The sequence below is a fragment of the Phycicoccus sp. HDW14 genome (assembly GCF_011383005.1).
Lineage (GTDB): Bacteria > Actinomycetota > Actinomycetes > Actinomycetales > Dermatophilaceae > Phycicoccus.
Genome location: NZ_CP049935.1, coordinates 1,351,367 through 1,364,772 on the forward strand (window position 1 = coordinate 1,351,367; position 13,406 = coordinate 1,364,772).

Consider the following 13,406-nt stretch of genomic DNA (forward strand, 5'->3'; position numbering starts at 1 on the left):
TGTCGTCGTGCTCGAGTCCGTCACCGCCGTCCGCTACGTCGCGCCCCTCCGCGAGGGCGGGTCGCTGCCGGGGCTGGTCGAGGCCGACGACCTCGGCACCTACGTCGTGAAGTTCACCGGCGCCGGCCAGGGCCGCAAGGTGCTCGTCGCGGAGGTCCTCGTCGGCGAGGTCGCCCGGCGGGTGGGCATCCCCACCCCGCGGCTGGCGGTCGTCGACCTGCCGACCGCCATCGCCCGGTACGAGGCCGACGAGGAGGTCCAGGACCTGCTCAACGCCAGCCCGGGCCGCAACCTCGGCGTCGACTTCCTCCCCGGCGCGTTCGGCTACGACGGGTCCCGACCACCGGGCGCGGACGAGGCCGCGGCGATCCTCTGGCTCGACGCCTACACGGCCAACGTCGACCGCACCTGGTCCAACCCCAACCTGCTCGTGTGGCACGGGCGCACCTGGGCCATCGACCACGGAGCGGCCCTCTGGTTCCACCACGGCTGGCCGAGCCGGCCACCGGACGTCGCCCGCTTCGTCGGGCAGCCCTTCGACCCCTCCGGACACGTGCTGGCGGGCGTCGCCGGCGACGTGAGCACCACCCACGAGCGGCTCGCCCCGCTCCTCACCGAGGACGTGCTGCGCGAGGTCGTCGCCGAGGTGCCCGAGGAGTGGCTCGAGACCACCGCGAGCCTGCCCGACCTCGACAGCGTCCGGGCCGCCTACCTCGAACACCTCGTGCAACGGCTCGCCTCCCCCGCGGCCTGGCTGGGAGGTACGTCGTGAGCCACCCGTACCAGTACGTCGTCCTGCGCTTCGTGCCCCGCGTCGACCGGGGCGAGTGCGTCAACGTCGGCGTCGTCCTGCACTCCCAGTCCGCCGGCCTGCTGCGCTGCGCGTGGCACGTCGACGAGGCCCGCGCCCGCGCCCTGGCCCCGGAGGCCGACCTCGACACCCTGCGCGCCGCCCTCGAGGCGGTCGGCACGATGTGCGATCGTCCGCCGGCCGACGTCGATGCCGCGCTGACCACCCAGGGCAAGCGGTTCGGCTGGCTCAGCGCGCCGCGCTCGACGGTGCTGCAGCCCGGCCCGGTCCACGGCGGGTCGGCCGAGGACCCCGAGGCCGAGGTCGAGCGACTGCTCGAGCGCCTCGTGCGCTGACCCGGTGCGCCGCCGTCAGACGACGGCGGCCCGCGGGGCGGCCAGGGTCCGCTCGAGGTCCTCGAGCGTGTACGGCTTGCTGAGGTAGGCGTCCATGCCGGCGGCCAGCAGCTTCTCGCGGTCCCCGTCGGCCGCGTTGGCGGTCAGGGCCACGACGTGCGGCTGGCGCCCGCCCCGTTCTCTCAGGGCCCGGGTGGCGCCGACCCCGTCGAGGTTCGGCATGTTGACGTCCATGAGGACGATGTCGTAGTCGCGCGCCGCGGTGGCCGCGACCGCCTCGACCCCGTCGGTGGCGACGTCGGCCTCGACCCCGAGGCGCCGGAGCATGTGCAGCGCGACCATCCGGTTCACCGGGTCGTCCTCGGCGAGGAGGACGACCGGGCCGGGTCCGTCGCTCCGGGCCCCCTCGTCGGCGCGCAGCACGGGGTCCGCGGCCGGGTCGGCCGCTGCGCCGCGCGTGCACGCGCGCACCGGGACCGAGATCGTGAACACCGAGCCGACGCCCACGGCCGAGCGGACGTCGAGGGCCCCGCCGAGCCGGCTGGCGATGCGGGTGCAGATGGCCAGGCCGAGGCCGGTGCCGCCGTGCGTGCGGGTCGTGGAGGCGTCGCCCTGGGCGAACGGGCTGAAGATCCGTTCGAGCCGGTTCTCGGGGATGCCCGTCCCGGTGTCGTGCACCTCGACGACGAGACGTCCGCCGAGCAGGCCGTCGGCGTCGGGACCGGTGCCGTCGGAGCGGTAGGTCGCGACCATCCGGACCCCGCCGGCCTCGGTGAACTTCAGGCCGTTGCCGACGAGGTTGATGAGCACCTGGCGCACGCGGACGACGTCGGTGCACACCCGCGCCGGCACCTGCGGGTCGGCCTCCCACGTGAGTCGGAGACCCGCGCGGTCGGCCGTCGGCTGGAGCATCGCGCAGACGTCCTCGAGGACGGCCCGCACGTCGGCCGAGGTCGACTCGGTCTCGACCTTGCCGCTCTCGAGGGCGCTGAAGTCGAGGATGTCGTTGACGATGGCCAGCAGGTGCCGGCCGCTCTGGTGCGCCGTCGCGACGTACTGGCGCTGCTCGGCCGCCAGCTCGGTGTCGAGGAGCAGCTCGGTGAGCCCGAGGACCGCGTTGAGCGGCGTCCGGATCTCGTGGCTCATGCTCGCGAGGAACCGCTGCTTGGCGTCCGCGGTCTCCTCGGCGGTCTCCTTGGCCGCGCGCAGGGCGTCCTCGGTGGCCCGGCGCTTCGTGATGTCGGTCTGCACCGCGACGAACCCGGTGACGACGTCGTCCTCGAGGATGGGCCGGACCTCGAGCGAGATCCAGTACGGCCGGCCGTGGCGGTCGTAGTTGAGCACCTCCGAGGTGAACGGCGCCCGGGCCCGGATCCTCTCGCGCATGAACGCCACGGTCGTGGCGTCGGTGTCGGGGCCGGTCAGCAGCTCCCCGGGCGAGCGGCCCTCGACCTCGGCCAGCTCGTAGCCGGTGTGGCGGGTGAAGGCGGGGTTCACCCACTCGATGCGTGCCTCGGCGTCGGTGACGATGACGAGGTTGTCGGTGGTCTGCACCGCCATCGAGTGCCGCTGCAGCTGGGCCCGGGCCGCCTTGAGCCGGGCGGTCTGGCGCACCTGGGAGCGCCGCGCCGTGTAGAGGACCTGCACCATGCCGGCGACGAGGCCGACGAGGGCCAACAGGGTGAAGACGAGGCCACCGAGCAGCCACCGGGTGTCCCGGACGAGGTGGGCCGTGGCTGCGTTGGCCTTCGCGGCGTCGCTCTTGCGCACGTGCTCGGCGTCCGAGACGAGGGTGTTGTAGCGGACCTCGAGGGCGCGCACGTCCTGCGACAGGGTCTTCCTGCGGGCGGGGGTGAGGGTCGACGGGTCGTCGATCACGGCCTGCACCTCGACGTCGAGCCCGTCGTGCCACAGCGTGGCCAGGGCCCGCGACCGCGTGAGCAGTCCCGCGTTGCCGAGCGTTCGGCCCTGGTAGTCCAGGGTGGCCTCCTGGATCCGCTGCGCCGCGAGGGAGCGGGCGAGCGCGATGCGGTCGGGGTCGCTCTCCGCCGAGCTGAGCGCCCCGTCCAGGCGCAGCAGCTCGCGCTGCACCTGGCTGAGGGTGCGGACGTTGCCGTCGACGAGGTCCTGGGTCAGACGGACGTTGTCGCTCAGGGCCGACGTCGAGCTGATGGTGAGGACGCTCAGCGCGACGGTGCCGGCGAGGGCCAGGACGGCGGGCACGACGAGGGCGAGCAGGATGCGTCGGCGCCCCTCCTCGACCGCCCAGAGCTCACGCACGTCACTCGACCTCGATGCTCTTGAGCTGCCAGATCCAGCGGGGGTCGTAGGTCACCGGGTCGAGGTCGTAGGTGCTCGTCGGGTAGACGATGCGCGTCGGGCCGTAGCGCTCCACCGACATCCGCTGCCCGTCGACGGAGGTCGCGAGCATCGTCGGGTAGTCGCGGGCGTCGGAGGCGGGGATGTCGACGCCGTAGTCGTTGATGGCGAGGGTGTGCAGGGTCTTGGCGCCGCCGGCCCCGACGACGGCGAGCAGGTCCCTGAGCAGCACCCCACGGAAGGTCACGCGGTGGCCCTCGGCCTGCTTGTCGTCGACCGAGTACTCGACGAGACCCATCCGCTCGATCGTCGCGAGGTCGAGCGGCACGTCGGCGCCGCCGGTCACCCGGCCCGAGACGGTGAGGACGACCGTGCCGGTCGGCGCGGGCACCGGGTCGCCGGGCCGGAGCGTCGCCGGGGCGACGACGGTGTAGCCGGTCGGCGAGGCCGACGCGGTCCGGACCGCGGCGCCGGTGCCCGCATGGGCCGAGCCGCTCGCGCAGCCCGTGAGGGCCAGCAGGGTGGCGGCCGCGGTGGCGGCCAGGGCCGTGGCGGTCCGGCGGCGGGGGGTGGTGCTCATGCGGAGGTCCTTCTCGGGGATGGATGGCTGCGGCGCCCTACGATGGGCGCCCGGACGTGCTGGGAGGCGATGGTGACGACGGGCGGAGACGACGCCGCGGGACCCGACCTGCCCGACCTGTCGGGCCTGGTCGAGCAGATGGGCGACGAGGCGCTGGCGGCCGACATCGTCGAGGTCTACCTCGACGCCCTGCCCGAGCGGGTCGAGGCCCTCGAGGCCGCGCGCGGCGGCGTCCGCGAGGACACCGTGCGGGTGGCGCACAGCCTGAAGTCGGCCAGCGCCCTGGTGGGGCTCGGCGCCCTGTCGGCGCGCAGCGCGGCGCTCGAGGCCACCGCGAAGACGCCCGACGACACGGTGCCAGGGCTCCTCGAGGAGGTCCTGTCCCTCACCGGCCCCGCGGAGGCCGGGCTGCGGGAGTGGCTGGGCGCCCACGGCCGGTCGCACTGACTGCTGGTCCACGGGATCGCTCAGACGCTGTAGGCGGGCTCGTCGGCCGCGACCGGCTCGAACCGGTAGCCGAAGCCGCGCACGGTGCGGATGAACCCCTGCCGGGTGGCGTTCTCGCCGAGCTTGCGCCGCAGGTTGGCCAGGTGCACGACGATGACGTGGTCGTCGCCGACCCAGTCCCCGCCCCAGACGGCGTCCATCAGCTGGCTGCGCATGAACGTACGCCGGGGCGAGCCGGTGAGGACCTCGAGCAGGTCGTACTCGATGCGGGTGAGCTCGACGGCCACGCCGTCGACGAGCACCTCGCGGGCGACCGGGTCGACGGTCAGCCGTCCGAAGCGGCGGACCTCCGGGCTCGGGGTCGCGCGCGGACGCCGTCGCATGGCCCGGATGCGGGCGGTCAGCTCGCGCGGCGAGAAGGGCTTGGTGACGTAGTCGTCGGCGCCCATGGTCAGGCCGAGCACGCGGTCGAGCTCGTCGGTGCGCGCGGTGACCATGACGACGTAGCAGTCCGAGAACTCACGGATCCGGCGGCAGACCTCGATGCCGTCCATCCCGGGCAGGGTGACGTCGAGGACGACCAGCTCCGGGGCGTGCGTGCGGGCCGCCGCCACGCCCTGGTCCCCGGTCGTCGCGCCGACGACGCGGAAGCCCTCGTTCGAGAGGAGCGTGGTGGCGAGGCGGGCGAACTCCGGCGAGTCCTCGATGACGAGGGCGGTCTGGCGGGTCATGACGTCTCCTTGGGGTCGTCGACACCGTATCCGCACCGATGACATCGTTGTCGGCATAGAATCCGAAGACCAGCCGGACAGACGACCCGTGGATCAGTTGGTCGGAGACACCGGGTCAGCCGCGTGGCCGCAGCGCCCACGCGGCGACGGCGCCCGCGGCCGCGACGTTGAGCGAGTCCACGCCCCCGGCCATCGGGATGCGCACCACGGTGTCGACCGCGGCGAGCGTCCGCCGCGTCAGCCCGTCGCCCTCCGTGCCGAGCACGAGGGCCAGCCGCTCCGGCGGGTCGGCGGCCAGCTCGTCGAGCCCGACCGAGTCGTCGGTGAGGGCCAGGGCGGCCACGTGGAAGCCGAGGTCGTGCAGCTGCTCGATGCCTCCCGGCCACGGGTCGATGCGGGTCCACGGCACCTGGAAGACCGTGCCCATCGAGACGCGGACCGACCGGCGGTAGAGCGGGTCGGCGCAGCGCGGGGTCACGAGCACGGCATCGGTGCCGAGGGCCGCGGCCGAGCGGAACACCGCGCCGACGTTCGTGTGGTCGACCACGTCCTCGAGCACGAGGACCCGGCGGGCTCCGGCCAGCACCTCGGCCGGCGGCGGCGGCGTGGGCCGGTGCATCGAGGCCAGGGCACCCCGGTGGAGGTGGAAGCCGGTGAGCCGCTCGATGACGTCGTGCTCCCCCACGTACACGGGCACGCCGTCGCGCTCGGCGTCGGCGACGACGTCGGCGAGGTCGGCCAGCCACCGCTCGGCCATGAGGAAGGAGCGCGGCCGGTGCCCGGCGCCCAGCGCGCGCCGGATCACCTTCTCCGACTCGGCGACGTACAGGCCCCTTCGGGCTCGAGGCGGCGGCGCAGCGCGACGTCGGTGAGCGAGACGTAGTCCTCGAGCCGGGGGTCGTGCTCGTCGGTGACGCGCTCGACGCTCATCCGGCGACGACCATCCGCGTCACGGCCACGAGGCCGACGACGACGATCACCCCGCGCAGCACCGGTGGCGGCAGGCGGCGGCCGACGGTGGCCCCGAGGACTCCCCCGATCGTCGAGCCGACGGCGATGAGGAGGACGACGAGCCAGTCGATGCGGTCCCTGGCCACGAGGAGGAAGACGACGGCGGCGACGCCGTTGACGATCGTCGCGAGGACGTTCTTGTAGCCGTTGAGCCGCTGGAGCGGCTCGGAGGACAGCGCCCCGAGGATGCCCATGAGGATGATGCCCTGCGCGGCACCGAAGTAGCCGCCGTAGACCCCGGTGCCGAAGGTGCCGAGCGCCATCGCGCGGGCGTGCCCGGCCCGGGTCGAGCGGCCCTCCTCGCGGCGACGCTGCGACCAGGCGCTGAGCCGGGGGCCGACGACGACGAGCGCGATGCCGACGACGATGAGCACCGGCACGACGGCCTTGAAGACGGCCGGGTCGAGCACGAGGAGGAGGACCGCGCCGAGAGCACCCCCGAGCAGCGACATCGGGACCAGCCGGCGCAGCACGGGGGCGGCCCCGACGAGCTCGGAGCGGTAGCCGACGGCCCCCGTCAGCGAGCCCGGGACGAGCCCGATGTTGTTCGAGACGTTGGCCGTGACCGGCGGGATGCCGAGCAGCAGCAGGGTCGGGAAGGTGATGAGCGTGCCCGACCCGACGACGGTGTTGATCGTCCCGGCCCCGATCCCCGCGAGCACGACGAGGAGGGCTTCACCGACGGACACCCGGCCACCCTAGTGCGGGTGGCCGGGTGTCTCGGGCGGTGCCTGCCTCAGGGCTGGGTGGGAGGCGCGGGAGGCGCCGGCGGCAGGTCGGCCGGCGGGGTGGCCGGCGGTGCGGGCGGGGCGATCGGCTCGGTCGGCGGGGCGGGCGGGGCCTGCCGCGGCGGCACGGCGTCGGCGCCCGGTGCGATGGGCGGCTGGACGCGCGAGGCCGGCTGGGCGTGCTCCTCGGCCTCCTTGCTCGTCTGCGCCGCTTGGCCGCGGGCCCGCGCGAGGGCCGACTTCGGGTCCTCGAGGGTGGTCTCCTCGAAGGCGTTGCCGAGCATCTCGCCCGGGTCGACCCACTCGTCGTCGCCCCCGTCGCCGGAGGGCTTCGTCGCGCCGAGCGCCCCGCCGATGCCGCGCAGGGCATCGGTCAGCTCGCTCGGGATGATCCACATCTTGTTCGAGTCGCCGCGCGCGATCTGCGGGAGCACCTGGAGGTACTGGTAGGCCAGCAGCTTCTGGGTCGGCTTGCCGCGGTGGATGGCGTCGAAGACCTGCTGGATGGCACGGGCCTGGCCCTGGGCCTCGAGGATGCGGGCCTGCGCCGAACCCTCGGCGCGCAGGATCTGGCTCTGCTTCTCACCCTCGGCCGTGAGGATCTGGCTGGCCTTGGTGCCCTCGGCGTTGAGGATGGCCGCACGGCGGTCGCGCTCGGCCTTCATCTGCTTCTCCATCGACTCCTGGATGGAGGCCGGCGGGTCGATCGCCTTGAGCTCGACGCGGTTGACGCGGATGCCCCACTTGCCGGTGGCCTCGTCGAGGACGCCGCGCAGCTGGCCGTTGATCTGGTCGCGGCTGGTCAGCGTCTGCTCGAGGTCGAGGGAGCCGATGACGTTGCGGAGCGTGGTGACGGTGAGCTGCTCGATGCCGGCGATGAAGTTGGCGATCTCGTACACCGCCGACTTCGGGTCGATGACCTGGTAGTAGATGACCGTGTCGATCGAGACGACGAGGTTGTCGCTCGTGATGACCGGCTGGGGCGGGAACGAGACGACCTGCTCGCGCTGGTCGATGTTGGCCCGGACGATGTCGACGAACGGGACGAGGAAGTGGATGCCTCCCTCGAGGGTGCGGGAGTAGCGGCCGAGCCGCTCGATGATCAGGGCCGTCTGCTGGGGCACGATCCGCACGGTGCGGACGAGCACGATGACCGCGAAGAGCGCGAGCAGCAGCAGGACGATGAGCGGACCGATTCCGTCCATGGGTGGAGCCTTTCCGTGGGCGCCCGGGTGGGCGCGGGTCAGGTGGTGGGGGTGGTCGGGGGCTGCGGCACGGGCACGACGATGGCCGTCGCGCCGTGGATCGCGATGACGCGGACCTGGTCGCCGGGACCGACGGGCTCGCCGCCCTCGGCGAGGCGGGCCGACCAGGTCTCGCCGGCCAGCTTGACCCGGCCGTCGGTGTCGGTGACCGCCTGGAGCACCCACGCCTCGCGGCCGACGAGGCCCGCGGCGCCGATGTGGTGGTCGGTGATCGAGTCGGTGAACTTGTTCTTGAGCATCGGGCGCACGACGAAGAGCAGGAGCAGCGCGAAGACGACGGCCACGACGACCTGGAAGAAGAACGGTGCGCCGAGGGCCGCGGCGACGGCGCCGGCCAGGGCTCCCCCGGCGAACATCAGGAAGACGAAGTCGACGGTCGCGACCTCGATCGCCGCGAGCACCAGTGCGATGCCGACCCAGCCGAGCCAGGCGTTGTCGGTCAGCCAGTCCATCGGAGTCCCCTTCCGTGCGGTGGTCTCGTTCCGACGCGGTGCGGCGGAACCGGGTTCCGTCCCCGCTCAGCGGGCCCGGGCGGCATAGCGGCTCCCCCGGACCTCGAGCTCGAGGGGCATCCCGAAGGTGGCCTCGAGGTTCTCGGCGGTGAGGGTGATCTCGACCGGACCCTGCGCGACCACGCGGCCGCCCCGTAGGAGCAGGACGTCGGTGAAGTGCGGCGGGATCTCCTCGACGTGGTGCGTGACGAGGACGAGGGCCGGGGCGGCGAGGTCGGCGGCGAGGGTGCCGAGGCGGCGCACGAGGTCCTCGCGCCCCCCGAGGTCGAGCCCCGCGGCCGGCTCGTCGAGGAGCATCAGCTCGGGGTCGGTCATCAGGGCCCGGGCGATCTGCACGCGCTTGCGCTCACCCTCCGAGAGCGTGCCGTAGCGACGGTCGGCGAGGTGGCTCGCGCCGAGCGCCTCGAGCAGCTCGGTGGCGCGGCCCTCGTCCATCCGGTCGTAGGCCTCGCGCCAGCGCCCGACCACGCCGTACGAGGCGGTGACGACGACGTCCTGCACGCGCTCGCGCGGGGGATGCGCTCGGCGAGGGCGGCGCTCGAGAGTCCGATGCGCGGCCGCAGCTCGAAGACGTCGACGGCCCCGAGCACCTCTCCGAGGATGCCGACGACGCCCGACGTCGGGTGCATCCGCCCGGAGGCGAGCTGGAGGAGGGTGGTCTTGCCGGCACCGTTGGGGCCGAGGACGACCCAGCGCTGACCCTCCTCGACCTCCCAGGAGACGTCGTCGAGGATCGTGGTGTCCCCGCGCACGACGCTGACGCCGGCGAGGGCCAGGACGTCGCTCATGCACCCGACCCTAGTCGACGGGTGGGGCGCCGCCCGGAGGCACGCCTCGGGGCCCGCGCATCGGCCCGCCGGGTCGGTCGTGGGCGTCGGCGACGACCTCGGCCACGACCGACAGGGCGATCTCGCCGGGCGAGCTGCCACCGATCGACAGGCCGGCCGGCACGTGCAGGCGGTCGAGCTGCTCCTCGTCGAAGCCCTCGGCCCGCAGCTGCTCGAGGAGGGCGGCGGACCGCCCGCGGCTGGCCATCATCGCGACGTAGCCGACGCCGTCGCGCAGCGCCGCGCGCAGCAGGTCGTAGGCACCCTCCCCGTCGTGGTTGCACACGACGAGCGCGTCGACGTGGCCGAGGGCGCGGGCCTCCTCGGCGGTCGGCGCCGCGTCGAGCGCGGTGACCGACCACCCGGTGGCGGTGGCGATCGCCGTGAGGGACTGGGCGATCCGGTTGTCGAAGACGACGACGAGGCGTCCGAGCGGTCCGTCGACCGGGGTCGCGCCGCTGCCGAGGACGGGGTCGTGCCGGGTGTCGCCCTCGTCGACTCCGCTCACCGGCCGAGCACCTGCTGGTAGACCTCCATCGTCCGGTCGCCGATGGTCGCCCACGAGAACGACTCGACGGCCCGGGCGCGGCCGGCGACCCCCATCCGCTCGGCGCGCCCGAGGTCGGACACGGCCTCGTTCATCGCGGCGGCGAGGTCGGCGACGAAGCGGTCCTCGTCGACCGGTGTGCCCGTGCCGTCCTGGACCTGCTCGATGGGCACGAGCCACCCCGTCTCGCCGTCGACGACGACCTCGGGGATGCCGCCGGTGGCCGTCGCGACGACGGGCAGCTCGCAGGCCATCGCCTCGAGGTTGACGATGCCGAGCGGCTCGTAGACCGACGGGCAGAGGAACACCGACGCGCTGCTGAGGACGGCGACGACCTGGTCGCGGGGCAGCATCTCGGAGATCCACACCACGCCGTCGCGCTGCTGCTTCAGGCCCGCGACGAGGCCCTCGACCTCGGCCTTGATCTCGGGGGTGTCGGGTGCGCCGGCGAGCAGGACGAGCTGGACCTCGGGCGGCAGCTCGGCGGCGGCGCGCAGCAGGTACGGCAGCCCCTTCTGCCGGGTGATCCGGCCGACGAAGACCGCACTGGGACGGTCGGGGTCGATGCCGTGACGGCGGAGCACGTCGGGGTCCTCGTGCTTCTGCCACAGCTGCGAGTCGATGCCGTTGTGCACCACCACGACCTTGTCGGGGTCGACCTGCGGGTAGGAGCGCAGGATGTCCTCGCGCATGCCGGCGCTCACGGCGATGACCGCCGCGGCGCTCTCGTAGGCCGTGCGCTCGACCCAGGACGAGAGCCGGTAGCCGCCGCCGAGCTGCTCGGCCTTCCACGGGCGCATCGGCTCGAGGCTGTGCGCCGACAGCACGTGCGGCACCCCCTCGAGCAGGCTGCCCACGAGGCCACCGAAGTTGGCGTACCAGGTGTGCGAGTGGATGACGTCGGCGCCGGCGCACGCGGCGGCCATCGTCAGGTCGACCCCGAGCGTCGTCAGGGCTGCGTTGGCGCCCTCGAGCTCGGGGAGGTCGGGGTGGCTCGTCGTGCCGTCCTCGTCCCGCGGACCCCCGAAGGCGTGGACCCGGACGTCGGAGTCACCGCGGGCCCGCAGTGCCCGGACGAGCTCGGCGACGTGCACCCCCGCCCCGCCGTAGATCGAGGGCGGGTACTCCTTGGACAGGATGTCGATGCGCACGGTTCTGACCGTAGTGGGAACGGGGACTCCCGGCGAGGGCGCCCACCCCATAGGTTGTGGGCATGGCGTACCGCAGCGGAGGTCCCAAGGTCCTGGCGATCGTTCTGGCCGGCGGTGAGGGCAAACGGCTCATGCCGCTGACCCGCGACCGGGCGAAGCCGGCGGTGCCCTTCGGGGGCATCTACCGGCTCATCGACTTCGCCCTCTCGAACGTCGTGAACTCCGGCTACCTCAAGGTGGTCGTGCTCACCCAGTACAAGTCGCACAGCCTCGACCGGCACGTGACGAAGACGTGGCGGATGAGCACGATGCTCGGCAACTACGTCGCGCCCATCCCGGCCCAGCAGCGCATCGACAAGTCCTGGTACATGGGCAGCGCCGACGCGATCTTCCAGAGCCTCAACACGATCACCGACGAGCGCCCCGACATCGTCGTCGTCGTCGGCGCCGACCACGTGTACCGGATGGACTTCTCGCAGATGGTCGACCAGCACATCGCGAGCGGTGCCGGGGTCACCGTGGCGGCGATCCGCCAGCCGAAGTCGACCTCCGACCAGTTCGGGGTCATCGACGTCGAGCCCGACGACCCGAGCCGGATCCGGGCCTTCCTCGAGAAGCCGACCGACCCCGACGGCCTGCCCGACTCCCCCGACGAGATCCTCGCGAGCATGGGCAACTACGTGTTCACGGCGGAGGCGCTCATCGACGCCGTCACCTCCGACGCGAGCCTCGAGGGCAGCAAGCACGACATGGGCGGCGACATCGTGCCGGCCCTCGTCGACCAGGGCGCGGCCTACGTCTACGACTTCAAGAACAACGTCGTGCCCGGTGGCACCGAGCGCGACATGGGCTACTGGCGCGACGTCGGGACGATGGACTCCTACTACGACGCCCACATGGACCTCGTCTCGATCCACCCCGTGTTCAACCTCTACAACTACGACTGGCCGATCTACACGACCTACGGGCCGTACCCGCCGGCCAAGTTCGTCCACGGCGCCAACGGCCGCTTCGGCGAGGCGCTCAACTCGGCGGTCTCCCCCGGCGTCGTCATCTCCGGCGCGCGGGTCAACGGCTCGGTCGTCTCCCCCGACGTCCACGTGCACAGCTACACCGAGGTCGACGACAGCGTGCTGCTCGACGGCGTGCAGATCGGGCGCAACTGCACCGTCCGCCGGACGATCATCGACAAGAACGTCGTCGTCCCCGACGGCACCTCGATCGGCATCGACCAGGCGGCCGACCTCGCCCGCGGCTTCTCGGTCACCGAGTCCGGCATCACCGTCGTCGGCAAGGGCCAGGAGATCACCGGATGACGGGGACCGGTCGCGTCCGCATCGGCGCCCAGCTGCAGCCGCAGCACGCCTCGTACGCCGACATCCGGCGGGCGTGTGCGGAGCTCGAGGAGGTCGGGGTCGACATCCTCTTCAACTGGGACCACTTCTACCCGCTGCACGGCGAGCCCGACGGTGCGCACTTCGAGTGCTGGACGATGCTCGGCGCCTGGGCCGAGGCCACCGAGCGCGTCGAGATCGGCGCCCTCGTCACGTGCAACAGCTACCGCAACCCGCAGCTGCTCGCCGACATGGCCCGCACCGTCGACCACGTCAGCGCCCGCGACGGCGGCGAGGGCCGGCTCATCCTCGGCATCGGATCAGGATGGTTCCAGCGCGACTACGACGAGTACGGCTACGAGTTCGGCACTGCCGGAGGGCGGCTCGACGCGCTGGCCCGCGACCTCCCGCTCATCGAGGAGCGCTGGGCGAAGCTGAACCCGGCACCGACGCGGAAGATCCCGGTGCTCATCGGGGCGGCGGCGAGAAGAAGACGCTGCGCATCGTCGCGCAGCACGCGGACATCTGGCACGGCTTCGGCGACCCCGACACCATCGCCCACAAGCACGCGGTGCTCGACGACTGGTGCGCGCGGCTCGGCCGAGACCCCGGCGAGATCGAGCGCTCCTCCGGGGTCTCGCCCCGGCCGGGACGCCTCCCCGAGGACGTCGCCGACTACGCGGCCGGGGCCCAGGCCCTGTACGACGTCGGCACGCGACTCTTCACCGTCGGGCTCAACGGTCCCGACTACGACATCGGTCCGCTGCGCGACCTCGTCGCGTGGCGCGACGCGATGCGCGGCTAACCT

General features: G+C 73.0%; 12 protein-coding genes and 3 pseudogenes. 5 read left to right on the forward strand and 10 right to left on the reverse strand.

From position 1 onward, the window contains the following. Positions 1 to 7 precede the first annotated feature (7 nt). Together G7075_RS06730 and G7075_RS06735 are read left to right on the forward strand one after the other, a co-directional pair. A complete protein-coding gene (locus G7075_RS06730) occupies positions 8 to 772 on the forward strand; it encodes a HipA family kinase (protein ID WP_166120150.1) in 765 nt (254 codons plus the stop codon). Then, positions 769 to 1,146: a DUF3037 domain-containing protein gene (locus G7075_RS06735; protein WP_166120153.1), complete on the forward strand. Its 378-nt coding sequence runs from the start codon at positions 769 to 771 to the stop codon at positions 1,144 to 1,146. Before G7075_RS06730 ends, G7075_RS06735 begins: the two co-directional genes overlap by 4 nt. Positions 1,147 to 1,161: 15 nt before the next feature. Here the strand turns inward: G7075_RS06735 and G7075_RS06740 are convergent, their stop codons facing one another. Both G7075_RS06740 and G7075_RS06745 read right to left on the reverse strand, forming a co-directional pair. After that, positions 1,162 to 3,426, reverse strand: a complete 2,265-nt coding sequence (locus G7075_RS06740; protein WP_166120156.1) for a PAS domain-containing hybrid sensor histidine kinase/response regulator — start codon at positions 3,424 to 3,426, stop codon at positions 1,162 to 1,164. Position 3,427: 1 nt separating this feature from the next. Beyond that, the gene (locus G7075_RS06745) at positions 3,428 to 4,045 is read right to left on the reverse strand and encodes a molybdopterin-dependent oxidoreductase (protein WP_166120158.1); all 618 of its coding nucleotides are present in this window, start codon (positions 4,043 to 4,045) and stop codon (positions 3,428 to 3,430) included. 42 nt (positions 4,046 to 4,087) lie between these two features. Here G7075_RS06745 and G7075_RS06750 point away from each other — a divergent pair, with 42 nt between their 5' ends. Next, the gene (locus G7075_RS06750) at positions 4,088 to 4,492 is read left to right on the forward strand and encodes an Hpt domain-containing protein (RefSeq protein ID WP_166120161.1); all 405 of its coding nucleotides are present in this window, start codon (positions 4,088 to 4,090) and stop codon (positions 4,490 to 4,492) included. Between the two features lie 20 nt (positions 4,493 to 4,512). Here G7075_RS06750 and G7075_RS06755 read toward each other — a convergent pair whose 3' ends face one another. The 8 genes and pseudogenes from G7075_RS06755 to glgA form a co-directional block, all read right to left on the reverse strand. Next, positions 4,513 to 5,223, reverse strand: a complete 711-nt coding sequence (locus tag G7075_RS06755; protein WP_166120163.1) for a response regulator transcription factor — start codon at positions 5,221 to 5,223, stop codon at positions 4,513 to 4,515. 115 nt (positions 5,224 to 5,338) lie between these two features. After that, positions 5,339 to 6,153: pseudogene (locus tag G7075_RS06760) on the reverse strand (TrmH family RNA methyltransferase). Beyond that, positions 6,150 to 6,923: a sulfite exporter TauE/SafE family protein gene (locus G7075_RS06765; RefSeq protein ID WP_166120166.1), complete on the reverse strand. Its 774-nt coding sequence runs from the start codon at positions 6,921 to 6,923 to the stop codon at positions 6,150 to 6,152. The pseudogene G7075_RS06760 and the gene G7075_RS06765 overlap by 4 nt, the downstream one beginning before the upstream one ends. 47 nt (positions 6,924 to 6,970) lie before the next feature. Then, complete coding sequence (locus tag G7075_RS06770) at positions 6,971 to 8,167, reverse strand: SPFH domain-containing protein (protein ID WP_166120169.1); 1,197 nt, start codon at positions 8,165 to 8,167, stop codon at positions 6,971 to 6,973. A 38-nt stretch (positions 8,168 to 8,205) separates the two neighbouring features. After that, complete coding sequence (locus G7075_RS06775; protein WP_166120172.1) at positions 8,206 to 8,679, reverse strand: NfeD family protein; 474 nt, start codon at positions 8,677 to 8,679, stop codon at positions 8,206 to 8,208. A gap of 66 nt (positions 8,680 to 8,745) precedes the next feature. Further along, positions 8,746 to 9,527: pseudogene (locus tag G7075_RS06780) on the reverse strand (ABC transporter ATP-binding protein). Between the two features lie 10 nt (positions 9,528 to 9,537). Beyond that, positions 9,538 to 10,074, reverse strand: a complete 537-nt coding sequence (locus tag G7075_RS06785) for an XdhC family protein (RefSeq protein WP_166120174.1) — start codon at positions 10,072 to 10,074, stop codon at positions 9,538 to 9,540. Continuing rightward, positions 10,071 to 11,264 carry a glycogen synthase gene (glgA, locus tag G7075_RS06790; RefSeq protein ID WP_166120177.1) on the reverse strand — a complete coding sequence of 398 codons (1,194 nt, stop codon included), beginning with the start codon at positions 11,262 to 11,264 and terminating at the stop codon, positions 10,071 to 10,073. The genes G7075_RS06785 and glgA overlap by 4 nt, the downstream gene beginning before the upstream one ends. 62 nt (positions 11,265 to 11,326) lie before the next feature. On the opposite strand from glgA, the gene glgC reads away from it, so the two are divergent. Both glgC and G7075_RS06800 read left to right on the forward strand, forming a co-directional pair. Beyond that, positions 11,327 to 12,580, forward strand: a complete 1,254-nt coding sequence (gene glgC, locus G7075_RS06795) for a glucose-1-phosphate adenylyltransferase (protein WP_166120179.1) — start codon at positions 11,327 to 11,329, stop codon at positions 12,578 to 12,580. Beyond that, positions 12,577 to 13,403: pseudogene (locus G7075_RS06800) on the forward strand (LLM class F420-dependent oxidoreductase). Before glgC ends, G7075_RS06800 begins: the two are co-directional and overlap by 4 nt. Positions 13,404 to 13,406 lie beyond the last annotated feature (3 nt).